General features: G+C 71.7%; 19 protein-coding genes. 9 read left to right on the top strand and 10 right to left on the bottom strand.

Going from position 1 to position 23,078, the window contains the following annotated elements:
- Positions 1 to 77: 77 nt before the first annotated feature.
- Positions 78 to 2,765 carry a GNAT family N-acetyltransferase gene (locus ACIBA9_RS07920; protein WP_399360703.1) on the bottom strand — a complete coding sequence of 896 codons (2,688 nt, stop codon included), beginning with the start codon at positions 2,763 to 2,765 and terminating at the stop codon, positions 78 to 80.
- Between the two features lie 386 nt (positions 2,766 to 3,151).
- Between ACIBA9_RS07920 and ACIBA9_RS07915 the strand changes: the two genes are divergently transcribed.
- A complete protein-coding gene (locus ACIBA9_RS07915) occupies positions 3,152 to 5,536 on the top strand; it encodes a phosphoketolase (RefSeq protein WP_399360701.1) in 2,385 nt (794 codons plus the stop codon).
- Between the two features lie 93 nt (positions 5,537 to 5,629).
- On the opposite strand, the gene ACIBA9_RS07910 is transcribed toward ACIBA9_RS07915, so the two are convergent.
- From ACIBA9_RS07910 to ACIBA9_RS07900, 3 genes are all read right to left on the bottom strand, one after another.
- Positions 5,630 to 7,027 carry a hypothetical protein gene (locus ACIBA9_RS07910; protein ID WP_399360700.1) on the bottom strand — a complete coding sequence of 466 codons (1,398 nt, stop codon included), beginning with the start codon at positions 7,025 to 7,027 and terminating at the stop codon, positions 5,630 to 5,632.
- Positions 7,028 to 7,343: 316 nt separating this feature from the next.
- Complete coding sequence (locus ACIBA9_RS07905) at positions 7,344 to 8,189, bottom strand: aldo/keto reductase (RefSeq protein ID WP_399360698.1); 846 nt, start codon at positions 8,187 to 8,189, stop codon at positions 7,344 to 7,346.
- A 102-nt stretch (positions 8,190 to 8,291) separates the two neighbouring features.
- Positions 8,292 to 9,479 (bottom strand): MFS transporter, encoded by a 1,188-nt coding sequence (locus ACIBA9_RS07900; RefSeq protein WP_399360696.1) that lies wholly within the window; start codon positions 9,477 to 9,479, stop codon positions 8,292 to 8,294.
- A gap of 267 nt (positions 9,480 to 9,746) precedes the next feature.
- Here ACIBA9_RS07900 and ACIBA9_RS07895 point away from each other — a divergent pair, with 267 nt between their 5' ends.
- Complete coding sequence (locus tag ACIBA9_RS07895; protein WP_399360694.1) at positions 9,747 to 10,637, top strand: LysR family transcriptional regulator; 891 nt, start codon at positions 9,747 to 9,749, stop codon at positions 10,635 to 10,637.
- 127 nt (positions 10,638 to 10,764) lie between these two features.
- On the opposite strand, the gene ACIBA9_RS07890 is transcribed toward ACIBA9_RS07895, so the two are convergent.
- Positions 10,765 to 11,358: a DUF2267 domain-containing protein gene (locus tag ACIBA9_RS07890; protein WP_399360691.1), complete on the bottom strand. Its 594-nt coding sequence runs from the start codon at positions 11,356 to 11,358 to the stop codon at positions 10,765 to 10,767.
- A gap of 398 nt (positions 11,359 to 11,756) precedes the next feature.
- Here ACIBA9_RS07890 and ACIBA9_RS07885 point away from each other — a divergent pair, with 398 nt between their 5' ends.
- Both ACIBA9_RS07885 and ACIBA9_RS07880 read left to right on the top strand, forming a co-directional pair.
- Positions 11,757 to 12,101 carry a MerR family transcriptional regulator gene (locus ACIBA9_RS07885; protein ID WP_362159356.1) on the top strand — a complete coding sequence of 115 codons (345 nt, stop codon included), beginning with the start codon at positions 11,757 to 11,759 and terminating at the stop codon, positions 12,099 to 12,101.
- 312 nt (positions 12,102 to 12,413) lie between these two features.
- A complete protein-coding gene (locus tag ACIBA9_RS07880; protein WP_399360689.1) occupies positions 12,414 to 13,829 on the top strand; it encodes a DEAD/DEAH box helicase in 1,416 nt (471 codons plus the stop codon).
- A 56-nt stretch (positions 13,830 to 13,885) separates the two neighbouring features.
- Here ACIBA9_RS07880 and ACIBA9_RS07875 read toward each other — a convergent pair whose 3' ends face one another.
- The 5 genes from ACIBA9_RS07875 to ACIBA9_RS07855 all read right to left on the bottom strand — a co-directional run bounded on the left by ACIBA9_RS07875 (position 13,886) and on the right by ACIBA9_RS07855 (position 17,154).
- Positions 13,886 to 14,110: a hypothetical protein gene (locus tag ACIBA9_RS07875; protein ID WP_399360687.1), complete on the bottom strand. Its 225-nt coding sequence runs from the start codon at positions 14,108 to 14,110 to the stop codon at positions 13,886 to 13,888.
- Positions 14,107 to 14,742 (bottom strand): AAA family ATPase, encoded by a 636-nt coding sequence (locus ACIBA9_RS07870; RefSeq protein ID WP_399360685.1) that lies wholly within the window; start codon positions 14,740 to 14,742, stop codon positions 14,107 to 14,109. Before ACIBA9_RS07870 ends, ACIBA9_RS07875 begins: the two co-directional genes overlap by 4 nt.
- A gap of 262 nt (positions 14,743 to 15,004) precedes the next feature.
- A complete protein-coding gene (locus ACIBA9_RS07865) occupies positions 15,005 to 16,063 on the bottom strand; it encodes an LLM class flavin-dependent oxidoreductase (RefSeq protein ID WP_399360683.1) in 1,059 nt (352 codons plus the stop codon).
- Positions 16,063 to 16,569: an SRPBCC family protein gene (locus ACIBA9_RS07860; RefSeq protein ID WP_399360680.1), complete on the bottom strand. Its 507-nt coding sequence runs from the start codon at positions 16,567 to 16,569 to the stop codon at positions 16,063 to 16,065. The genes ACIBA9_RS07865 and ACIBA9_RS07860 overlap by 1 nt, the downstream gene beginning before the upstream one ends.
- A 63-nt stretch (positions 16,570 to 16,632) precedes the next feature.
- Entirely contained in the window at positions 16,633 to 17,154 is a 522-nt protein-coding gene (locus ACIBA9_RS07855) for a winged helix-turn-helix transcriptional regulator (protein ID WP_399360678.1), read from the bottom strand.
- A 243-nt stretch (positions 17,155 to 17,397) separates the two neighbouring features.
- On the opposite strand from ACIBA9_RS07855, the gene ACIBA9_RS07850 reads away from it, so the two are divergent.
- From ACIBA9_RS07850 to ACIBA9_RS07830, 5 genes are read left to right on the top strand one after another with little or no spacing between them, the layout of a single operon-like run.
- On the top strand, positions 17,398 to 18,732 hold the full coding sequence (locus tag ACIBA9_RS07850) for an exo-beta-N-acetylmuramidase NamZ domain-containing protein (RefSeq protein WP_399360676.1): 1,335 nt from the start codon (positions 17,398 to 17,400) through the stop codon (positions 18,730 to 18,732).
- The gene (locus tag ACIBA9_RS07845) at positions 18,638 to 19,654 is read left to right on the top strand and encodes a GNAT family N-acetyltransferase (protein ID WP_399360674.1); all 1,017 of its coding nucleotides are present in this window, start codon (positions 18,638 to 18,640) and stop codon (positions 19,652 to 19,654) included. The genes ACIBA9_RS07850 and ACIBA9_RS07845 overlap by 95 nt, the downstream gene beginning before the upstream one ends.
- Positions 19,654 to 21,015, top strand: coding sequence for an ABC transporter substrate-binding protein (locus ACIBA9_RS07840; protein WP_399360672.1), 1,362 nt, complete (start codon positions 19,654 to 19,656; stop codon positions 21,013 to 21,015). The genes ACIBA9_RS07845 and ACIBA9_RS07840 overlap by 1 nt, the downstream gene beginning before the upstream one ends.
- Positions 21,009 to 21,977 (top strand): carbohydrate ABC transporter permease, encoded by a 969-nt coding sequence (locus ACIBA9_RS07835; RefSeq protein ID WP_399360670.1) that lies wholly within the window; start codon positions 21,009 to 21,011, stop codon positions 21,975 to 21,977. Before ACIBA9_RS07840 ends, ACIBA9_RS07835 begins: the two co-directional genes overlap by 7 nt.
- Entirely contained in the window at positions 21,974 to 22,843 is an 870-nt protein-coding gene (locus ACIBA9_RS07830) for a carbohydrate ABC transporter permease (RefSeq protein WP_399360668.1), read from the top strand. Before ACIBA9_RS07835 ends, ACIBA9_RS07830 begins: the two co-directional genes overlap by 4 nt.
- Positions 22,844 to 23,078 lie beyond the last annotated feature (235 nt).

The following is a 23,078-nucleotide window of genomic DNA, read 5'->3' as shown; positions in this document are numbered from 1 at the left end:
ACTGACCCCATGGCCCGTTGAGACGAATCGCCCCTCCACCGAGGTGGCCGTCCTCCCGTGCCACGGTCGCGGCCCCGTCAGCGAAGCCGGCGCAGGTACGGGTCGTGCGGCCGGCGCGGGACCAGTCGTACGCGAGCGTCGAGGACGGCGGCACCGCGTCGGCCGGTCAGCACAGGGTTGAGGTCGGCCTCCGCCAGTTGGGGCAGGTCCGCGGCCATCCGGGAGAGGCGGTGCAGGAGCTGCGCCAGGCCGTCGAGATCGACGGCGGGGCTGCCGGCACGGCTGGACAGCGGGGGAGAACAGCGCGGGGAGGTGAGCAGGTCGTGCACGTCCAGGTCGGTCAGCGGCGCGAGCCGGGCGGCGAGGTCGGCGAGCAGCCCGGTCGCGGTCCCGCCGAGGCCGAACACCACGAGGGGGCCGAAGACCTCGTCCTGGACGACCCCGGCGAACAGTTCGGTGCCGCTTTCGGCGAGCGGCTGGACGACGACTCCGGTCATCCGGTCGCCGAACCGCCTCACGAGATCGCGGTGTGCGGCCCTGACCTGCGAAGCGTTCTGCAGATCGAGGTGGACGGCGTGCTGCTCGCTCTCGTGCACGAGTCCCGGCCAGTAGGCCTTGATCACCACGTGCCCGTCCGGGCCCCCGAGGCGCTCGGCTGCGGTGACCGCCTCGTTCTCGTCCCGGGCCCACGCCCAGGGGGTCTGTGGGATCCGGTAGCAGTCCAGGAGCGCGGCCGCGGTCCGGGGGTCGAGCCAGCCGCCCTCCGCATGGGCGTCCAGATAGGTGGTGACCAGGGACTTCGCGCGTACGGTCGCCACGTCCGGCAGTTCCGGCACGATGCCTGGGGATCGAGCGAGCCAGTTCCCACGGGTCGCTGCGTGAGCGAGGGCGCGGGCGGCGTCCTCGGCGTCGGAGTACGCGGGCACGGTGCCCCCGCCGAAGGCCGGCAGCAGTTCGACGCGGGCCGCCTGCCCTGGCAGGACCGCGGCGACAGGACAGGCGAGCGGGCCAGGACCCGAGGTCAGGGCCCGCACCGGGTTCTCTCCGGTGGCCGTGGCGACCGCCGTGGGGACCAGGCTCACGAGGACACAGTCGGCAGCACCGCGCCGCGCCAGGAGATCGGTGGCAGCACGCAGGGTCTCCTCGCCGACGGCCGCTGTGACGTCCACGGGGTTGGTCGCGGTGGCGCCGTCGGGCAACAGGGCGATGAGTTCGTCCACCAGATCGGCGGCGAGTGGCGGGACCACCAGCCCGGCGTCCACACACGCGTCGGCGGCCAGGACGCCGGCTCCGCCCGCGTTGCCGACCACGACGACCTTGGTGCCGTGGGGCAGCGGCTGGCTGTGCAGCAGGGCCGCGGTGTCGAGGAGCTCGCCGACGGTGCGGGTGGCGATGATCCCGGCCTGGGTGAACAGGGCCTGCCGGGTCATCGTCGGGGTGGCGGTGGCAGCGCTGTGCGAGGCGGCCGCCCGCCGTCCGGCCTCGGACCGGCCCGCGTCCACGGTCAGCACCGGCATGACTCCGGCCACCCGGCGGGCGGTGCGCAAGAAGGCGCGCGGGTTGCCGAAGGACTCCAAGTGGAGCAGCGCAAGGTCGCTGTGCCCGTCGCTCTCCCACCACTGGAGCATGTCGTTGCCGCTGACGTCGTACTTGTCGCCGAGCGAGACGAAGGTCGACACCCCGATGCCGAGGCGGCCCAGCCCGTCCAGCAGCGCGATGCCGACACCGCCGGACTGCACCGCCACCCCTGCTGTGCCCGGTCCGGGATGCCGTGCGGCGAAGGTGGCGTCCAGGTGGACGTCTTCCTCGGTGTTGGCCAGGCCCAGACAGTTCGGGCCGACGAGCCGCATACCGTGGCGTCGACAGGCGTCCATCAGCGCACTGCCCTGGGGTGTGTCCAGGCCCGCGGACACCACGAGCAGGGCGCGTACGCCCACGTTTCCGCACTCTTCGGCCACTGCGGGGACGGATACGGCGGGTACGGCGATCACGGCCAGGTCCGGCACCTGCGGAAGGTCGGCGACGGATCGCCATGCGTGCACCCCGGCGATGGCGGCGGCCTCCGGATGCACGGTGAACAGCCGGCCCGTGTAGGAACCGTTGCGGATGCTCCGCAGGACCGCACGCCCGACCGACCCCGGTCTGCGGCCCGCGCCGATCACCGCCACCGTCCGTGGCCGCAGCAGCGGCTGCAGGCTGGTGATGTCGGCGACCCGACCCCGGTCCTCGACCGCGCGCAAGTAGGTCTCGTCCTCGGTGAGTTCCACCGCGCAGTGCACCTCGGGTCCGTCGAAACGGCGAGTGACGCGCAGTCCGAGATCGTGGAAGACTTTCAGCACATCGTGGTTCTCGGCCAGGGCGTCGGCGCTGAAGGCGGTGACGCCCGCCGTACGCGCGGCGTCCGCGAGGTGCTCCAGCAGGAGGGTGGCCGCACCGCGGTGGTGCCAGTCGTCGGCCACGGCCACCGAGATATCCGCCGTGCTGGTGCCCGGCAGACCCTCGTACTCGGCCAGCCCCACGAGCCGCCCGCCGCACTCGGCGGCCAGCGCGCGGTATCCCGGGCGGTCGCCTCCGGCCACCCGCTCGGCGGCCTGCAGGGCGGAGGACGGGCTGACGGAGAAGAACCGGAGTCGGAGGTTCTGCGGTGACATCTCCTCGTACAGCCGCTGCACTGCCTGCCGATCCGCCGGACCCGCCTGCCGGATGCGGACAGTGGTCCCATCGGACAGCAGGGCGTGCACCGGGGCTTGCTGGAGGCCGGTCATCACGAACTCTCCCTGCGACGATTCAGTCGTCAGCGTCCAGCGGCGTGGCCCGGTGGCACAGGGGCCGACCGGGCACTGCGGGGGCCGGGTGGCCCTCCGGACGGAGTGCCGCGACGGCGCGGATGCATCGGCCGGCCGGGGAGCAGCCGTGACGGTCCCCGAGCCGGCCGGCGTTGAGGAGAAGCAGACACCCCGGGGTTCAGAGGCCCGACTTCGCGGCCGGCGGTCACGAAGCTCTCCTGGTTCTGCACTCGATCGGATGACTCGCTCTGCCGGGTGGCCCGAACGGCCCTGTCGGGTACCCGGTGCCCCGGTGGAAGGTGGGTCGTACAGCGGCCCGCACGCACCGCGCCGTGAACGCTCGCCTAGGCAGGGAAGGATTCCCGATGGCCCCCGACACGCAGCAGGCGCCCCCTCGGCTGGACGAGGAAGAGCTGAGGACGCTGGACGCCCACTGGCGCGCCGCGAACTACCTGGCCGTCGGCCAGATCTATCTGATGGCCAACCCCTTGCTGACCGAACCCCTGCGGCCCGAGCACGTCAAGCCGCGGCTGCTCGGCCACTGGGGCACTTCCCCGGGCCTGAACCTGGTGCACACCCACCTCAACCGCGTCATCAAGGCCCGCGGCCTGGACGCCCTGTGCATCTGGGGCCCCGGCCACGGCGGACCCGCGGTGCTGGCCAACTCCTGGCTGGAGGCCTCGTACACCGAGACGTACCCGGACGTTACCCGGGACGCGGCCGGCATGGCCCGGCTGTTCAAGCAGTTCTCCTTTCCCGGCGGGGTGCCCAGTCACGTCGCTCCCGAGACGCCGGGCTCGATCCACGAGGGCGGCGAACTCGGCTACTCCCTCTCCCACGCCTACGGCGCCGCCTTCGACAACCCGGGCCTGGTCGTCGCCTGTGTGATCGGTGACGGCGAGGCCGAGACGGGACCGCTGGCCGCGTCCTGGCACTCGAACAAGTTCCTGGACCCGGTCCGCGACGGCGCCGTCCTGCCGATCCTGCACTTGAACGGCTACAAGATCGCCAACCCGACCGTCCTGGCCCGGCTCCCCGAGGCCGAACTGGACGATCTGCTGCGCGGCTACGGCCATGATCCGGTGCACGTCACCGGTGACGACCCCATGGCCGTCCATCGAGCGATGGCCGGCGCGATGGACGCCGCGCTGCACCGCATCGCGGCGATCCAGCGTGCGGCTCGCGAGGACGGGACCTCGGACCGGCCGCGCTGGCCGGTCATCGTCCTGCGCACACCCAAGGGCTGGACTGGTCCCGCCGAGGTCGACGGGCTGCCGGTGGAGGGCACCTGGCGTGCTCACCAGGTGCCGCTGGCCGCGGTCCGGGACAACCCGGAGCACCTGCGGCAGCTGGAGCAGTGGCTGCGCTCCTACCGGCCCGAGGAGCTGTTCGATGAGCACGGCGCCCCGCGCCCGGACGTGCTGGCGTGCGTCCCGCGGGGCACCCGCCGGCTCGGCGCCACCCCGCATGCCAACGGTGGTCTGCTGCTGCGTGAACTGCCGCTGCCGCCACTGGAGAAGTACGCTGTCGAGGTCGACAAGCCCGGCGCCACCCTCCACGAACCGACCCGGGTCCTCGGCGACATGCTTCAGGACGTCATGGCCGCCACCGCCGCCCGGCGCGACTTCCGGCTCGTCGGCCCCGACGAGACGGCCTCCAACCGGCTCCAGGCCGTCTACGCGGCCAGCGGCAAGGCATGGCAGGCCGAGACCCTGCCGGTGGACGAAGACCTCGACCCGCACGGCCGGGTCATGGAGATCCTCTCCGAACACACCTGCCAGGGTTGGCTGGAGGGCTACCTGCTCACCGGGCGGCATGGGCTGTTCTCCTGCTACGAGGCGTTCGTGCACATCGTCGACTCCATGGTCAACCAGCACGTCAAATGGCTGCGCACCACCCGTCGCCTGTCGTGGCGCGCTCCCATCGCCTCCCTCAACTACCTGCTGACCTCACACGTGTGGCGACAGGACCACAACGGCTTCTCCCACCAGGACCCCGGCTTCGTCGACCACATCCTCAACAAGAGCCCCGAGGCCGTGCGGGTCTACTTCCCGCCGGACGCCAACACCCTGCTGTCCGTCGCCGACCACGTCCTGCGCAGCCGGAACTACGTCAACGTCGTCGTGGCCGGCAAGCAGCCCTGCCTGGACTGGCTGTCGATGGAGGAGGCGAAGGTCCACTGCGCCCGTGGCGCCGGCATCTGGGAGTGGGCCGGCACCGAGGACGGCACCCGGGAACCGGACGTGGTGCTCGCCTGTGCGGGCGACGTACCGACCCAGGAGATCCTGGCCGCGGCCCGGTTGCTCCGCCGTCACCTGCCCGATCTGGTCGTGCGCGTCGTCAACGTCGTCGACATCGCCCGGCTGCTCCCGGGCGATGAGCACCCGCACGGCATGAGCGACTTCGAGTACGACGGTCTGTTCACCGCCGACAAGCCGGTGATCTTCGCCTACCACGGCTACCCCTGGCTCATCCATCGCCTGGCCTACCGCCGCACCGGGCACGCGAACCTGCACGTACGCGGGTACAAGGAGATCGGCACCACGACCACCCCCTTCGACATGGTGGTCCGCAACGACCTCGACCGCTACCGCCTCGTCATGGACGTCATCGACCGAGTCCCGGGCCTGGCGGTCCGCGCGGCGGCCGTACGCCAGCGGATGGAGGACACCCGGCAGCGCCACCACGTCTGGATCAGGGAGCACGGCATGGACCTGCCCGAGGTCGCCGACTGGACCTGGGACGGCTGAACCGCCGCCGACCACAAGCCGTCGCGGGCTCATGGTGCCGTGCCCGAGTCGAAGGGCGACTGAGTTCACGTCCGCCGTGAGGCAGGTGCTGCCTCACGGGCTCTCCTCGTCACCCTTATCCGACAGCACGCGCAGAGCTATCACGGTGCCGTCGGTGCCGAAGGAGACGGGACCCCACAGCGGGGCCGTGGTGCTTGTCGGGTAGGTGTCGCGTAGCTCGTATGCCCGGTTCCGGTACGCCTCCACCTGGCCCCTGACCAGTAGGTCGTACAGTTCCTCGGCTACCCCTGAGAACGCCTCGACACGGATCCGGTTGAGTCGGAATACTTGATCGGTGCCGACGTAGACCGTCGGGCCTATCTTGTGCCGTGCGTCCAGGACGCTGGACGAACCAGCGAAGGTCTGCTGCCTGTAGTGCTTGTGCCCCTGTTTGTCGGTCAGGTACTGGGCGATTTCCGTGCCCGCGCCGGCGAATGCCAGCTGGCCCGCGGCTCCGGTGCGCGCGAGCAGCTGACCGTACCAGCCAAGCTCCTTTCGAGGGATGAGGAACCCGTCCTGGGGCCGTTCTCCGAGGCCGTCGACAGGTACCTTCACCGCGCCGGCGTACGCGAGGTTCCGTTCCGACAGGGCTGCGTCCGCACTCCCTCGCCCAGTGGCCGGTCTCGCGGGCAGCAGTCCTTCGCCCGGCGCCTGCAGAGCGTTGACGGTGATGCCGTCCAAGGAGAGTAGTTCGGTGGACATCAAGAGGCACGGCGTGGTGTTCCACTCCGCAAGGTGGAAGTATTCGGCGCGCTCGCTCCCCCTCGCGAGCTGCTTGAATGCTGAGCGGTCAGCCTTGGCAGTGCGCTTGGTGGCCTTCTGGTGGTTGCCGTTGACCGTCACCACGAAGACACGCGACGGCTCGTCCGGCCGCCACGCTTCGATGAAGAAGTCGGGGCGTGGCCGGGCGCCCAGGGACGGTCGCGGGCCGGAGCGCGCGAAGCCCGCCAGGAGTATGGCCTCTGCATCCAGGGTGCAGACCATGTGGCCCGGAAAACGGTTCCGGACAGCGCGTTCAGCGACGGCGAGTCCGAAGGCGCGGCCCAATTCTCGCGCTTGCATGGCCCTGTAGGAGAGCTCCGGGCTGTGGCCCTCATCGGTCAGGGCCATGTGACCACTCGGACCGGTGGCCAGGGCCTGACAATACTTCAGTCCTTGCCAGTGTTCGGCCAGTCCTCTGCCGCGTCCCTGTCGGGCGAGGGTGGTGGCTCGCGCGAAGACGCCCAGCAGGTCCCAGGGGGTGGAGACAAGATCTTGTCGGTCGGCGCCTCGTAACGGTTCGAGTTCGGGTTTGCGGGACCTCGGCTCTTTCTCGTCCTGCTTCCGAAGGCGCTGTCGATCGATGGCCGCAGCTGCCTTGTTCGTGTCCGTGACCAGAGCAGCAGTCGAATTGATACGGACGGGGATCTCTGCGCTGAGTCGGTCGAGTACCTCTTCCGCGGATGCTGACATGGCTCGGCACCGTACGAGCGCAGTGATGGGCGCACGCAAGTGCGCATGGGCGCTCGAATTGCCTCAGCAAGGCGGACACGATCACCAGTCCGTCTGGCAGGTCAGGAGGCGAAGTCACGGTGTCGTCAGCCAACGGCGTCCAGGGCGTTGGGTTGCAGGCCGGCGCCGATGGTGTCGACGGCGGCGGACAACTATGTGCGGATCCCGTCGGGGGCAATAGCGCGGGCTGTGAGGCAGGTCGGCCGGTACCCAGTCGGTACGGCACAAACCCGTGCGTAACCAGCATCCCCGCGACTGCAAGGCGCGGCGTTCTCCGTCAGAGCATCTCCAGCGGCGTGGGTCCGCTGGGCGGCGGGAACGCCCGGTCGAGGGCGTCGAGAGCCTCGGTGGGAAGGTGGAGGTCCGCCGCGGCACGGTTCTCCCGAACGTGGTCGGGTGATCCGGAACGCGGGATCGCGGCCACCCCCTGTTGCAGCACCCAGGCGAGTGCCACCTGGGCCGGCGTGGCTCCGAGGGCCCGGGCCACGGCGCCCAGGGCCTCGCCCTCCAGCAGTCGCCCTTGCTCGATCGGGGAGTAGGCCATGACCGTCACCCCGGCCTCGCGGCACCAGGGGAGCAGATCCCACTCGATGCCGCGCCGGGAGAGGTTGTACAGCACCTGGTCGGCGGCCACGGCGGCGCCGCCGGGCAGGGTCGTCAGCTCGACCATGTCGGCGGCGTCCAGATTGCTTACGCCCCAGTAACGGATCTTGTCCGCCTCCATCAGGTCCGTGAATCCCGCGAGGGTCTCCTCGAGGGGCCACCGTCCCCGCCAGTGCAGCAGGTAGAGGTCCAGCCGTTCCGCGCGCAGCCGCCGCAGACTGCGCTCGCAGGCGGCGACGGTGCCTTTGCGGTCGGCGTGGCCGGGCAGCACCTTGCTGACGAGGAAGACCTCCTCCCGGTGCCCCCGGAGGGCCTCCCCGACGAGCTCCTCGGCCGCGCCGTCGCCGTACATCTCCGCCGTGTCGACCACGGTCATGCCCAGTTCCACGCCCAGCCGCAGCGCGGAGATCTCCTGTTCCCGCCGGGCCGGGTCCTCACCCAGGTACCAGGTGCCCTGCCCGAGCGCCGCGATCTCCTCACCGGAGGGGAGTGCGATGCTTCCGACCGATTCCGCAGACATCTCGTGCCTCCCGTCCGCCGCGCGTCCATGTGACGCGCACCGGCACCGAGTGCCCAGGTACACGCCTGCCAGGCAACCGGTGGCGCGCGCGCCGCGGGAAGGTCAGGAGGGGCGGCCGGACCGCGCGGAGGGAGCGCCGGGGCCGGCCGGGCGGTCGCGCAACGCGACGGCGACCGACCCGACGGCGCCGCAGGAGAGGACCGCCGCGAAGCCGATCATCGCGGTCTGCACGGCGAAGTGCCGCAGGGCGATGCTGAACAGGACGGAGGGCAGGCCCATCCCGAGGTACGCGACGACGAAGAAGACGGCGAGAACCCCCGCGCGTGAGGCGGGCTCGGCCACGGAGACCGCACGTTCGACGCCTCCCTTGAACAGCAGCCCCGAGCCGGCTCCCGACAGGGACACGGCGACCAGGTAGAGCCAGAGCGCCGGGTGGTACAGGGCGACGGCGCACAGGACCAGGCCGACCGGGAAGACCACCGCCCCCACGGTCAGGACCCGGGCCAGCGGGAGACGTCCCAGCACCAGCTGGGCGGCCGCCGCGGAACCGAACATGAGGAAGGCCGCCAGGCCGACCACGAGGTGCGAGTCGGTGTGCAGGGTGCCGTGGAGCACGCTCGCCCCGAGGGAGGAGATCAGGCCGAGGATCGCGAAGGCGAAGGCGCCAAGGGCGCCGGCCGCGCCGAACGTCCGCCGGCCGCCGGGGCGCAGGACGAACCTGCGGGGCTGTTCGGCCGCGGGCAGCTCCAGGTCCACGGTCTCCGGGGTGCACAGCACCAGCGCCAGGCACACGGCCATGGCGAGCGTGAAGATCGCCTGGGCGGTGATCAGGGGCGCGGGAAGCCACTCGGCGGCGGCTCCGGCGACCAGGGGACCCGAGGCCAGGCCGCCGAGGTTGGCGGCGGTCGCCACGATGCCGGGCAGCACCGAACCCGTCCGCTCCGGACGAGCCTCGAGGTGGAGGTCGTGCAGGTACGTCGTCGCGGTCGAGGCCATCAGCCCCAGTCCGACACCGTTCAGGATCCTGCCCGCGATCAGCCCCGGCAGGTCCTGCCACACGATCAGTACGACCGACGCGACGATGCCGACCAGCAGCGCCGGGACGATGATGCGCCGCCGGCCGAGCCGGTCCGACAGGTGTCCCAGTCCGAGGAAGGCGGCCGCCGCGCCGACGACCATGGAGGCGTACGCCACCGTGACCGTGGTCGCGCCGAAGTGGTCCCGGGCCTCGTACAGCGGCCACAGCGGGGTCGGGGCGGTGCCGAAGGCCATCAGCACGGTGAAGGCCACCGCCACGAACCAGAAGCCGGTCGAGTGGGCGGCACGGCGCCGGACGGGGGCGCGGGGCGGCAGGCCGGCGGGGGCGGGTGCGGGGATCCGGTGGGTCGGGTCGCCGGGAGCGTCGACTGCGGGACGGCTCAGCGGCGTCGGAACGGCAGGCAGGGGTACCCCTCCTCGGGGTGGAAGCGGATGATGTCCTCCATCATCCTCACCAGCGAGGATCAATGCCAACGAATGTTTTTGCTGGGCTCGAGCAATGCGAGTGATACTTCTCGTGTGGAGCTACGTCAGCTGGAGCACTTCATCGCGGTCGCCGAGGAACTGAGTTTCACGCGTGCCGCCCGTCGGCTGCACGTGGTGCAGTCCGGGGTCTCCGCCGCGATCCGCTCCCTGGAGCGCGAGCTGGGCTGCGCGCTGTTCGAGCGCACGTCGCAGAAGGTCCGGCTCACCGGGGCGGGCGCGGCGCTGCTGCCGGAGGCGCGGGCCACCCTGCACGCCGCCCAGGCCGCCCAGGACGCCGTGCGCGCCGCACAGGACACGCTGCGCGGCACGGTGAACGTGGGCGCCATGGCCTCGGTCGAGGTGGTCGACCTGCCGGCGCTCCTCGGGCAGCTGCACGCGCGGCACCCGGCGATCGACGTCCGGCTGCGGCTGGCCACGACCGGTTCGGCGGGACTGGCGCACGCGCTGCTCAGCGGGGACCTGGACGTGGCCTTCCTGTCGCTGCCCGAGCACAAGCCCGCCGGGATCGACGCACGTGAGCTGGCCACCGTGCCCCTCGTCCTCGTGGTGAGCGCCGCCCATCCGCTCGCGCAGCGGGGGGAGGTGGCACTCGCGGACCTCGCGGGGGAGCCCTTCGTGGACTTCCCGCCGGGCTACGGCAACCGCGAGGTCGTCGACCGGGCGTTCGCGGCGGCGGGCGTGGTACGCCGGGTGGCGCTGGAAGTGCCGGACATCGACATGGGGGCGGCACTGGTCCGCCACGGTCTGGGCATCGCCTTCCTGCCCGCGTTCGCCATCGCCCGCACCCCCGGCCTGCACGTCCTCGACGTCCGCGGCACGACGCTCCGCTGGAGCATGCAGCTGGGCACGTCGTCGACCCGGCGGCCCAGCTCCGCCCTGCGGGCGCTGCTCGAACTGGTCGACCTCCACGTCGTCGCCCTGTGACGCCCGGGCCGCGCCCGCTGCGCCGGCTCACCCGTCGGTGGTGTCCGCCCGCCCGCGTCGGCACGGGTGGTCGCACGTCAGCGGGCCGCTGCCACCGCGGCGCGGCCGGGGTCGAAAGGATCCGAGGTCACCCGGGGGATTCGAGGGCCTGGGAGAAGTCCGTTCCGAGCTGCGACATCAGGTCGTTGAACTCCTTCTCGCTGATCGCCTCCCGGAGCACGGTCAGTACGGTCCGCACGCCCCGGTCCGCTTCCTCCTCCTTGAGCATGGTGCGTTCGGCCACGCGCCGCACGCTGTCGTGGTGGCCGAAGCGCTCGATGCGATCCGTGGTTCCCCGGCGCACCGGCTGCGCGAGGCCCTGGGGTAGCTCGGCGATCAGATCCCTGGCCTCCCCCGGGCTCAGCCGGTGGGCCAGCGTCTCGAGCGTGGCCCAGGTCAGGTCCGCAGCCTCCTGCCGGCTCAGTCCGGTGCGCTCGGCGACGGTATGGACAAATTCCTTCTCGTTCATGCGTCGTACCCCTTCGTTGCCGCGTTGCGACGAACGGCGCGCTCCCTTGCAAGCCTGCCACGCCGACTCGGCCCGTGCCCGCGCACGGGCGGCGCTGACCACCGGTGCGTCGACCCGACCGGCATGGGCACGATCGGCTTCACGCTTCGGGCCGCGCCGACCCTGACGCCAAGCTGAGAAATCGTCGCCCTTCAGCGACAGAAGGGCATGCATCGGTCAGGGAGAAAAACTGTCGCGGCGGCAGTAGACATTGGCTCGTCGCAGGCCTATGCTTACTCGCGTACCCAAGAAGTCCAAGTGGGCGCGGCAGACACGAACTGCCGCGCGAGCAGTATTCGCTGTACCAGCAGTGCAACCGAGTAGTCGAGGTAAGGAGCCGAACGCCATCAGGATCGCCCGGGCGAGGAGGAGTCCGCCCGGGTAACGCAGGCCCCGGATTGGAAGGTGGTCCCCGGTCACGCATTCGCGATCCCCGCAGCCCCGCCCTCCCAGGCGGCCCTGCGGAAGAAGAAGGCCGGCGCGGTTCGCCGGCAGATGGTGTTGAAAGCTCGGGGCCCGGATGCCAGTGGTGGCACCGGGCCCCCCGACGCGTCCCCCGAAAGAAGAGGTCTGTGCCCCCTGCCGGTCCCCGTCCCGTCGACAACCTCGACGACGACGACTACCCCGCCTACACCATGGGCCGGGCCGCCGAGATGCTCGGCACCACCCCCGCCTTCCTGCGCGCACTGGGCGAACACCGCCTGATCACCCCCCTGCGCTCGGAAGGCGGTCACCGCCGCTACTCCCGCTACCAACTGCGCATCGCCGCCCGTGCCCGCGAACTCGTCGACCAGGGCACACCCATAGAGGCCGCCTGCCGCATCGTCATCCTCGAAGACCAGTTGGAAGAGGCCCAGCGCATCAACGAGCAACTGCGCGCCCGAGGCGACAGGTCCCAACCGAGGGCCTCGGCCTGATCCCGCACACCGGCGCCGGCCGAGCCGGGGCCGCCAGTCGCCGAGGCGTGCGGCTGGACACGGCGGCACCGCCCAGGCTCTCACCGGACCGCCCGCGATCGACCGCCTGCGGGCGTACGGCACCCTCACCGCCGTACGCCCCGCCGCCCCTGGTCGCCGACCTGCCGCCCGTCGCCCTGTGCTAGCCTCACATGTTTGCGCGTGCGTGGCGGCGGGCGAGACCGCACCTCTCGGTGCCCTTGGACTCTTCGCTTCGCCGGTCGCTGTTCCTGCCGGGCCTTCCTCGGTACGTTCCCCTACGGAAGGCTGGTCATGAACCGCCCCAACCGCCCCGGCGCGTCGCCCGACGAGCTCGCCCAGCCGGTGACCACTCACCGAACCGAGCCGGCCGCCGCTTCCTTCGCGAGCCTGGGACTGCCGGCCGAGGTGCTGCGAACGCTCACCGAACTCGGCATGCGCGAACCCTTCCCGATCCAGGCGGCCACGCTGCCCAGCGCCCTCGCGGGACGCGACGTCCTGGGGCGCGGGCGCACCGGATCGGGCAAGACACTCGCCTACGGCCTTCCGCTGCTCGCACGGACAGCCGGACGGCGCGCGGAACCGAAGCAGCCCCTCGCGCTGATCCTGGTGCCCACCCGGGAGCTGGCCCAACAGGTCACCGAGGCGCTGACGCCGTTCGCCGACGCGCTCCGGCTGCGGATGGCCACCGTCGTCGGTGGCATGTCGATCGGCCGACAGGTCTCCGCGCTCCGCAACGGCGCCGAGGTCGTCGTCGCCACCCCCGGCCGTCTGCAGGACCTCGTCGAGCGCAAGGACTGCCGTCTGGGACGGGTGCGGATCACCGTCCTCGACGAGGCCGACCAGATGTGCGACATGGGCTTCCTGCCGCAGGTCACCGAGGTGCTGGACCAGGTGCACCCCGACGGTCAGCGGATGCTCTTCTCAGCCACCCTGGACCGTGACGTCGACCAGCTGGTCCGCCGTTACCTCCACGACCCCGTCGTCCACTCGGTCGATCCGTCCGCGGGTGTGGTCACGACGATGCGCCACCACGTCCTGGTCGTGCACGGCCCCGACCGGTATGCCGTCACCACGGAGATCGCCGCCCGCGACGGCCGTGTGCTGCTGTTCCTCGACACCAAGCACGCCGTGGACCAGCTCACCCGGCATCTGCGGGCCAGCGGGGTGCACGCGGCGGCCCTGCACAGCGGCAAGTCCCAGCCGCAGCGCACCCGCACCCTCGCGCAGTTCAAGAACGGCCAGGTCACCGTTCTGGTGGCGACCAACGTCGCGGCTCGTGGCCTGCACGTCGACGATCTCGATCTCGTGGTCAACGTCGACCCGCCCACCGACCCCAAGGACTATGTGCACCGCGCGGGCCGCACCGCCCGGGCGGGTGAGTCGGGCAGCGTCGTCACGTTGGTGCTGTCGGGCCAGCGCCGCGAGGTGAGCCGGCTGATGGCCGAGGCCGGCGTCCAGCCGACGATCACCAAGGTGCGCTCGGGTGAGGCGGAGCTGAGCCGGATCACCGGGGCCAGGGCCCCCTCCGGTACCCCGCTCGACGGCGGGCCCGCCGCACCTCGCCCCAAGAACACCAACGCCCCCTTCCGTGGTCTGGGCACCAGCAAGGACGCCTCCCGCGGCACCGGCGGCAAGTCACGCAAGGGCGGCGAGGCCCGCAAGCTCGCCGAGGCCCGCAAGGCGGCCCTGGTGCGTCGCGGCGGCTGAGAGCCGCTGCCCCGGCGGCAGGACGTGGTGGCACACCGCGGGAAGGAAGCCCCGGGTCAGCGGTCCAGCCGCAGGGGGCGTAGGACCGCCGCGCCGGCCCGAAGGAGCGCGGAGACGGGTTGGCCCACCCAGCGGGTGAGGTCGTGGGGCAACGCGGGGTCCACCTCGATGATCACCTTGAGGTAGCGGGTGTCCAGCCGCGTCACCTTGGCGGGGGAGGGTGCGGTGATGTCCGGGCGGCGCTGGAGCGCGGCCCGGTAGGTGTCCTTGCGCTGGTTCACACCATGTCCTGACGCTTGACGAGTTCTTCCGCGAGGTCCATGTAGGCCGTGCCCTCCACCGCGACGGGGCCGCCGAAGGACTGGGCGTACAGGTCGAGCCGCGGGATGTGCGTGGACAACACGTCGAAACCGCGCTCGGTCAGGGCTTCGCGGGCGTCGGCGTCGGGGCCGGTACGTGTGGCGTCGGGACGATTGGTGCGGTTCAACAGGACGGCCGCGCGCGCCGGTTGGGAGCGCAGGGACTGCATGTCGTCCATTTCCCGGTCGATGGGGGCCATGCGGTCCAGCTCGATCGGAGCCGGGGTCACGGGCACGATCCACTCGCTCGCGTACCGCATGATGCTCCGGGCGATGTGGGCGTGGTCCTCCATCTGAGGGGCGTCGAACACCACCGCATGCCGGTTGTCGAGGAAGTCGTTCACGCGCCGGTGCACGTCACCGACGGGGAGGGCGAAGACCGGGAAGGGGAAACCGCCCGCGAGTTCGCTCCACCGCAGGGCGGAGGAGGCGGGGTCACTGTCCACGAGCAACGGTGACAGACCCGACGCGTGCAGTGCGTGGGCCAACCAGACGGCGCTGGTCGTCTTTCCCACTCCGGGCTTGAGGTTCACGAAGGCGTAGCTCAGTGGCACAGGAGCCGACGCTAACGGCCCCGGGCGGACGATGGCCGTCGGCGCGGGGCCGCTCCCCGTGGTTCACCCGGCGGCACCAGCGAATCATTCGCCTGGGCTAGTCGGTGTCGCCGGGTCGACGGGGCGGGCGCGGGCGGAATGGGACGGCCGCTTCCCGTCGGTGAGACGGGTGAGGCGCCCCGCCCCCCGAGGGCACCCCGCCCCCCGAGGGCGGCCCGCGCGACGGTGGCGCACCCGTCTGGGGGCGTCACCGCCGCACCTGTCAGGGGGCGCCGTCGACCTGCCGCACCAGCTCGATCGCCCTGGCCAAGGTGGTGAGCCGGGCCTTGAGGGTGTCCCCGGCCGGATAGAGGCGCACGGTGTCGACACCGGCCTCGCGCCACACCCTGAGCCGCTCGCGCACCATGGCCTCCGTGCCGATCAGCGTCGTGCCCAGCACCATGTCGTCGGTCACCAGTGCCGCGGCACCCTCCCGGTCCCCGGCCTGCCAGCGCTCGCGCACCTCGGCGGCGACCTCCGCCCAGCCCTGGCGGCTGTAGGCCTTGTTGTAGAAGTTGGTGGACCCCGAGCCCATGCCGCCCAGGCTGAACGCCAGTTCCTTCCGGCGGCCGGCCGTCATCGCGCGGAGGGCCTCCTCGTCGGGCGCGAAGGCGACCTCGGCGCCCTGGCAGACGTCCAGATCGGTACGGGTCCGGCCGCCGCGGGCTAGCCCCTCGTCGAGGTGCGCGAAGTAGGCGTCGCCCGAGCCCTCGGGCACGAAGCTGGTGCCCAGCCAGCCGTCGGCGACTTCCCCGGTCAGCCGCAGCATGGCCGGGGACAGCGCGGCCAGGTACAGGGGGATCGGGTGCTCGGCCCGCGTCGACAGTCGCATCGGGACGGCTTCGCCGCCCGGCAGCGGTACGGTGAACTCCGCACCGGAATAGCTGAGTTTGCCGCCGTCGAGCAGGCGCCGCACGATCTCGACGGTCTCCCGCATACGACGCAGGGGCCGGGCGAAGGGCACCCCGTGCAGCCCCTCGATCACCTGCGGGCCCGAGGCGCCCAGGCCCAGCAGGAAGCGCCCGCCGGAGAGGTTGGAGAGCGTGATGGCCGTCTGCGCGACGGCCGCCGGGGTGCGCGTGCCCAGCTGGATGACCCCGGACCCCAGGAGCATCCGGTCGGTCAGCGCCGCGTAGTAGCCCAGCGCCGAGGGGGCGTCGGAACCCCAGGCCTCGGCGACCCAGCAGATGTCCAGACCGAGCTTCTCCGCCTCGACGACGAAGTCCGTCGTGTCGGTCCAGTGCTCGCCGCCCGAGGCCTCGACCGTGGTGGCCGTGCGCATCACGCCTCCGCCCGCTTCTTGATGTGGGCGAGCGTCGCCGTGATGTTCCGCTCGAACTCCCGCAGCCTTACGAACACGATCTTCTGCTCCTTGTCCGGCATACGGTCGATCGCGAACGACAGCCCCGACCGCCCCGGGCCCAGCTGCATCCATTCCGACAGCCGCGTCCCGCCGTTCTCGGGCCGGAGCCGAAAGCGCCAGATCGCCGAGGGTTCGGAGGGGTCCTCCACCGCCCAGGCGAGGACCCGCCCCGGTTCGCATTCGATCACGTGTGACGTCGTCGACCAGGCGCCGAGCGCCTCGTGTGCGCTGTGCCCGACGAACCTGGCGCCCACGGCCGGTACGTCGGCCCCGTCGAGCCATTCGACGGACTGGAGTTCCTCGCTCATGTCCGGCATCGAAGCGATGTCGCCCACCAGCGCCCACACCCGTTCCGGTGGGGCATCGATCCAGGTCGTCACCTCGACCGTGGGTTTGTCCGCGTAGCGCGCGCCCGTCCACTCCACGTCCGTCGGCCTCCTCGCCGTCAGGGGATGTGGCCCTAGAGTTGCTTCATTAGACTTAGCCTGTCAAGGGCGGGAAGCGTTGTCAGCTTCGAGGCCGAACCGGCGCCGCACGTCCGGCCGATGCCTGAGCCGCTCGGGATAGCCGGGCCCCATCCGCATCGACGTCTCCTCGGCCGCCATGGGCTGCCGGCAGACGGAGCACACCGCCTCGACCGTGGCGTCGTGGCCGCACGTCTCGTGGTGGAACACCACCGGGACGCCCTCCTCGCCGGCCAGCCACCGGTCGCCCCAACGGGACATCGTGGCCAGTACGGCGAAGAGCTCGCGTCCCTTCTCCGTGAGGACGTAGTCGTAGCGCGGCGGCTCGCTCTCGTAGAGGTGCTTGCGCAGCACCCCCTCGTCCACCAGGGCGCGCAGCCGGTCGGTCAGCGTGTTGCGCGCGATGCCCAGCGACTGCTGGAACTCCTCGAAGCGGCGGATGCCGTAGAACGCCTCCCGTACGACGAGGGGAGTCCAGTGGTCGCCCAGCAGATCCAGGGTCCGCGCGATGGAACACGGCCAGTTGGCGAACGACGTTCGTTTCATGCTCTCGATGATAGTCAGTCTCACCGAAGGACTCAGCAGATGGAAGGGGCGGGAGGGGGAGGGATGGAGGGAGGTGGGGGCGTCGCGCCCCGCCGGTGGCACCGTGAGGCCCCTCGCGGCCTTCTTTCGGGCGACTTGTGACAAACCATTGCCGAGTTCCCAAGCCGGAACGCAGTTCCCAAGCCGGAACACAGGTATATTTCCGACGCCGCTTCGAGAGGTCACCGCAGACGGGGGCAGAGGATGAGCACGGACGACCGGGCCGCGGTGACGACCGGGATCGCGCGATTGCGCGCCTCGCCCGCACTCGCCGGGCCCGGCCGGCTCGGGCTCGTGACCAACCACACCGGTGTGCTGCCCGACCTGCGCCCGGCCGCGCCCGCGCTGCTGGAGGCCGGGGCGCGGCTGGTCGCCCTGTTCGGTCCCGAGCACGGGCTGTACGGCAGCGGTCAGGCCGGTGAGAGCGAGGCCGTCGACGCGGACCCCGCCACCGGTCTGCCGGTCCACGACACCTACCGGTGCGATGGCGAGCGCCTCGACGAAGTGCTGCTCCGCAGCGGCGTCGACGCCCTCGTGTACGACCTCCAGGACATCGTGGCCCGGTTCTACACCTATGTGTGGACCATGTTCGACCTGATGGTCTCGGCGGCCCGTACGGGCGTGCGGTTCGTGGTGGCCGACCGGCCGAACCCCCTCGGCGGGCTCGTCAGCGAGGGCCCGTTGCTCGACCCCGGGTGGGCGAGCTTCGTCGGGCGGGCCGCGATCCCCGTCCGGCACGGCCTCACCTGCGGCGAACTCGCCCGGCACCTCAACACCTCGGCCGTCGCGCGGGCGGCGGGCAGGGCGGTCGACCTGACGGTGATCGAGGCCGTCGGCTGGGAGCGCGGCACGGACGCGGAGGCCACCGGGCTGCCATGGGTCGCACCCTCACCGAACATGCCGACGCCCGCCACGGCCCACTGCTACCCCGGCACCTGTCTGTTCGAGGGCACCAATCTCTCGGAGGGCCGCGGCACCACACAGCCGTTCGAGATCGTCGGGGCCCCCTACCTCGACGCACGGTTCGCACCCGCGCTCGCCGAACTCGGCCTGCCCGGCGTGCGCTTCCGGGAGCTGCGCTACGTACCGGCCTTCCACGAACACGCCGGACGGCTCCTGCGCGGGGTCCAGCTCCACGTCACCGACCGCGCGGCGTTCGCTCCCGTACGCACCGCCGTCGCGATGCTCGCCACGCTGCGGCGGCTGTACCCCAAGGACTTCGCCTGGCGCACTGCCAAGGCGGGCGCGGAGGGCACCGGCCACCGTCACTTCATCGACCTGCTGTGGGGTTCCGACCGGCTGCGGCACACCCTCGACGCGGGCGACGACCCGCTGCCGCTGTGCGAAGAGCCGGCCCCGCCCGGCCGGTGGGCCGGCGAGGACGTGCTGCTCTACCCCCGCGGATCCCGACCCGCTGCTCTGCCCCTGAAGGAATCGGACGCCCATGAAGACCCAACCGCAGCCGCCACCACCGTCGCCGACGACGGCCGACCGCACGACCGGATCCCGGGTCGAGGTCCGCGGCTTTCGCGTCGGTGACGGCCCGCGACTGGTGGAGGCGTGGCGGCACAGCGCGCCGGGCGACCCGATCAGCCCGGACCGCTTCCGCTCCCTGGTGCTGCTCGACGCCAACTTCGATCCGGAGGGGCTCAGGGTCGCCGTCGAGGGTGACCGGGTCGTCGGCGCCGCCTACGCGGTGCGCCGTCTGACGCCGATGACCGGCACCGACCTGGAACCGGAGCAGGGCTGGATCCCGTTCTTCTTCGTCGCCCCGGCGGCCCGTGGGCGCGGGCTCGGCCGCCGGCTGCTGACCGACGCCCTGGACTGGCTCGACGGCCACGGCCGCACCCGGGTGGACTTCTCCTCGTACACACCCCACTACTTCCTCCCGGGCCTGGACGCCGAGGCGTACCCGCGGGCGGCCGGGCTCCTCGCGTCCCTGGGCTTTCGCACGCTGTACGAGGCGGCGGCGATGGACCGCGCACTGGTCGGCTACCGACTCCCGGAGCATGTCGGGCGACGCCTGGGCGAACTGACCGAGCGGGGCTGCCGGTTCGGCACGCCGTCGGACGACGACCTGGTGGAACTCCTCGCGCTCGCCGGGAACCACTTCAACCCCGACTGGGCGCGCGCGATCCGGGAGTGTCTGGCCGCGGGCACGCCGCCGGACCGGATCGTCGTCGTCCGAAACCCCGCGGGCCGCCTGGCCGGGTGGGCCATGCACGGCGCCTACGAGTCGGTGGACGAGCGGTTCGGTCCGTTCGGCGTGCTGGAGGAGGCGCGCGGCACGGGACTCGGCGAGGTCCTGCTCCATCTGGTCCTGGAGCGGATGCGGGCGCGCGGCGCGCACTCGGCGTGGTTCCTGTGGACCGGCGAGCGGTCCCCGGCGGCCCGTCTCTACCGCAAGGCCGGTTTCACCACGACCCGGGTGTTCCGCGTCCTGCGCCGGGAGACCGCCTGATGACCCCCGCTCCTCACCCGACGGTGCCGGCCCGTCGCCCCCGCGGCCTGAGCCGGCGTCACTTCGCGCTCGCACTGCCCGCGGCGCTGCTCGCCACCGGCTGCGCCGCGCCGCGCCAGGGCACCGGGCGGCCCGGGGACCCGATCGTCCTCACCCTGCTGACCCACTACGCGAGCGGCGCGCTCAAGCGGGCCCTGCAAGGCCCCGTCGACGAGTGGAACGCCGGCCACGACCGGGTCAAGGTGCGGACCATGGCCGTCGAGTTCACCGACCTGCTGACCACGTTCATGGTCCGGCAGGCCGCGGGCCAGAGCGCCGACATCATCCACCCGTACTGCCTGTGGAACGGCCAGCTCGTCCAGGCGGGCGTGCTGCGGCCCGCACCGCCCGAGCACGCCGAGGAGATCAGACGCGGCTACGGCGCGGCCGCGGTCGGCTCCGCCTCGGTGGGAGGCAGGATCTACGGCTACCCCACCGAGGTGCAGACGTACGCGCTGTACTACAACAAGCGGCTGCTGCGCGAGGCCGGCGTCGACCGTCCCCCGCGTACCTGGCGGGAGTTGGAGGAGACGGCCCACCGCACCACCAGACGGGACCGCTACGGCAACACACTGGTCCAGGGGTTCGGGCTGTCGACCATCGACGACGCCACCACCGTCGGCCAGACGCTCGCCCTGCTCACCGCGGCCGGCGGGACGTTCGTCTCCGCGGACGGCAGGAGGACCGCCATCGACTCACCGGCCGGCCGGGCCGTGTTCGATCTGGAGCACCGCCTCGTCGCCCAGGGCGCGAGCGCTCCCGGCGTCAACGTCTACAAGGCGTTCCCGTCCGGCCAGGTGGCCATGGTGGTCAACGCCGGCTGGTGGACCGCGAACCTGAAGGAGCTGATGGGCGCGGCCTACCGCGACGTCGGCGTGGCCCCGCTGCCCCTGCCGGCCGCTCACGGCAAGCGCGCCACCCTCTCCACCGGCTTCATGCTCGGCGTCGACACGGCCAGCCGGCACCCCCGCGAGGCCTGGGAGTTCCTGCGCTGGCTGAACGCCCGGAAGGTGGGCGTGACGAGTGCCGGAAAGGGCGCGACAGCGACCCGGATGAGCCTGTTGCAGGTGTCGGCCGGCTCCATGACCGGCCGCGCCGACGACATGCGGACGCTCCTGGACGAGGGCGGCGACCCCAACCTGCGCCCCTTCCTCGAGGCGCTGGCCTACGCGGTGCCGGAGCCCAACGGACCCGGGGCGCAAGCGGCCAAGTCGCTGCTGCGCAAGAACATCGAGGCGTTGTGGACCGGCCAGCAGTCGGTCGACGCGGCACTGCGCGGCACCCGCCGCCAGGTCGACCAGGAGGTGTCACGCGCATGGTGAACGCCCTGGCGCCGGAGGCCACCGAGCGGGCGCACACGCGGCGCCCCGCCGGGCCCGACGGTGCCGTCGCCGACGGCCGCGACCGGGCCCGGCACCGCCAGGCCGTCGTCGCCTATCTCTTCCTGACACCGACGCTGCTGTTCTTCGCCGTCTTCCTGGTCCTGCCGCTCGGCTTCGCGCTGCTGCTGGCGCTGTCCCGCTGGGCCGGGTTCCGCCTCGGCGACATCGACCCGGTCGGCCTGGACAACTTCACCGGCCTCCTCGCCGACGGATCCACCTTCCTCACGCCGATCTTCACCAACACGCTGCTGTTCGCCCTGGGGACGGTGGCGCTCGCCCTCACCGGGGCCGTGCTCGTCGCCACCTGCATCGACAAGCTGCGGTTCCAAGGGCTGTGGCGCACCCTGTACTTCCTGCCGATCGTCACGACCGTCGTCGCCGTCGGCAACGTATGGAAGTACATGTACGAGCCCGGCGGGCTGGTCAACGGCGTCCTCAACGCCCTCGGGGCCGGCTCGGTCGCGTTCCTCCAGGACCCGGACACCGCGCTGCCCTCGGTCGTGGTCGTCCAGGCCTGGGCCTCGGTCGGCTCGGCGATCCTCATCCTGACCGCCGGGCTGAAGTCCATCCCGCAGTCGTACTACGAAGCCGCCGAGCTGGACGGCGCCGGACCCGTCACCGTCTTGTGGAAGATCACGCTGCCGCTGCTGCGGCCGTCCCTGCTGTTCGTGTGCGTCACCCAGTTCCTCACCGGCCTGCAGTCGTTCGCGCTGATCACCGTCATGACCAGGGGCGGCCCGGGTGACGCGACCAACGTGGCCGCGCTGGAGATGTACCGGCAGGCATTCGCCTATGGCGACTGGGGGACCGCGAGCGCCGCCGCCTTCGTGCTGTTCCTGGTGGTCCTCGTGATCACCCTGGCGCAGCTGTGGACGTTCCGGCGCAAGGGGGAGGACGCGTGATCCGCCGCCGCTTCCCGTGGCTGTCGTATCTGCTGGTCGTGACCGGCGCCGTGCTCACCGTGGTGCCGTTCCTCGACATGGTGATGACGTCCCTCAAGGGACCCGGCGAGGCCGGCACGCTGCCCTACCGGTTCCTGCCCGAGGCGTTCGACCTGTCCAACTACCGGGCGGCGTACGAGCAGCTCGACCTGCCGGTGCTCTTCCGCAACAGCGTCGTCGCCACCGCCACCATCACCGGATCGGTGCTGCTGACGTCGTCGCTGGCCGGCTACGCACTGGCCAAACTCCGGTTCCCGGGACGGGACTTCGTCTTCCGGCTGGTGCTGTCGACGATGATGTTCCCCCCGTTCCTGTTCTTCATCCCGCACTTCCTGATCCTCGCGCACTGGCCGCTGGCGGGCGGCAACGATGCGCTCGGGCGCGGCGGCGCGGGCCTGACCGCCGGCATCGCGGCCCTCGTCATGCCGTTCCTCGTCAACGGCTTCGGGATCTTCCTCACCCGGCAGTTCATGGTCGCGATCCCGGACGAGGTCCTGGAGGCCGCGCGCATCGACGGGGCCGGTGAATTCGCGGTGTGGTGGCGGATCGTGCTGCCGCAGACCAAGCCGGTCCTGCTGACCCTCGGCCTGCTGACCTTCGTCGACGCCTGGAACGAGTACATCTGGGCCCTGCTCGTCTCCACCGCCGACCCGGACGTGATGACCCTGCCCGTCGGTGTCCAGCTGCTACAGGACCACGTCGACCCCACGCGCACGATGCCCATCGTCATGGCCGGCCTGGTGCTGAGCGTCCTGCCGGTCCTCGCCCTCTTCCTGCTCCTGCAGAAGCACTACGTCCGAGGGGTCATGCTCAGTGGGCTCAAGTGAGGCGTGCGCGTGCGTGACCGGCGTGAGCGGTGAGGGCTCGCCCCCCGCCGCGTGATCCGCCGTGCCGCGGTCCTCCCGCGACCCCTTAACCGGCGCCGGGGCCCCCTGGGGGCCGTAGGGGTGTATTGCGTCAGCGCCCCTGCCTAGCCTCCGAAAGCGGAGGGGAAGCGGACCGGATGCCGTCCGGAGGTGGTCCGCACGGCCGAGCCCTCACTTCGATCTCGATCGGATGGCG

It is taken from the genome of Streptomyces sp. NPDC051452 (genome assembly GCF_044454765.1).
Lineage (GTDB): Bacteria > Actinomycetota > Actinomycetes > Streptomycetales > Streptomycetaceae > Streptomyces.
The sequence above is the reverse complement of the archived record's forward strand: the minus strand, read 5'-3'. Positions and strand labels throughout refer to the sequence as shown.

Excerpts from the sequence above, each read along its gene's own strand:
- ACIBA9_RS07905 (WP_399360698.1), bottom strand. The coding sequence starts at position 8,189 with ATGTCTGCGGAATCGGTCGGAAGCATCGCACTCCCCTCCGGTGAGGAG.
- ACIBA9_RS07880 (WP_399360689.1), top strand. The coding sequence starts at position 12,414 with ATGAACCGCCCCAACCGCCCCGGCGCGTCGCCCGACGAGCTCGCCCAG.
- ACIBA9_RS07840 (WP_399360672.1), top strand. The coding sequence starts at position 19,654 with ATGACCCCCGCTCCTCACCCGACGGTGCCGGCCCGTCGCCCCCGCGGC.
- ACIBA9_RS07890 (WP_399360691.1), bottom strand. The coding sequence starts at position 11,358 with ATGCATGCCCTTCTGTCGCTGAAGGGCGACGATTTCTCAGCTTGGCGT.
- ACIBA9_RS07835 (WP_399360670.1), top strand. The coding sequence starts at position 21,009 with ATGGTGAACGCCCTGGCGCCGGAGGCCACCGAGCGGGCGCACACGCGG.
- ACIBA9_RS07915 (WP_399360701.1), top strand. The coding sequence starts at position 3,152 with ATGGCCCCCGACACGCAGCAGGCGCCCCCTCGGCTGGACGAGGAAGAG.
- ACIBA9_RS07910 (WP_399360700.1), bottom strand. The coding sequence starts at position 7,027 with ATGTCAGCATCCGCGGAAGAGGTACTCGACCGACTCAGCGCAGAGATC.
- ACIBA9_RS07865 (WP_399360683.1), bottom strand. The coding sequence starts at position 16,063 with ATGCGCACGGCCACCACGGTCGAGGCCTCGGGCGGCGAGCACTGGACC.
- ACIBA9_RS07855 (WP_399360678.1), bottom strand. The coding sequence starts at position 17,154 with ATGAAACGAACGTCGTTCGCCAACTGGCCGTGTTCCATCGCGCGGACC.
- ACIBA9_RS07920 (WP_399360703.1), bottom strand. The coding sequence starts at position 2,765 with ATGACCGGCCTCCAGCAAGCCCCGGTGCACGCCCTGCTGTCCGATGGG.
- ACIBA9_RS07845 (WP_399360674.1), top strand. The coding sequence starts at position 18,638 with ATGAAGACCCAACCGCAGCCGCCACCACCGTCGCCGACGACGGCCGAC.
- ACIBA9_RS07850 (WP_399360676.1), top strand. The coding sequence starts at position 17,398 with ATGAGCACGGACGACCGGGCCGCGGTGACGACCGGGATCGCGCGATTG.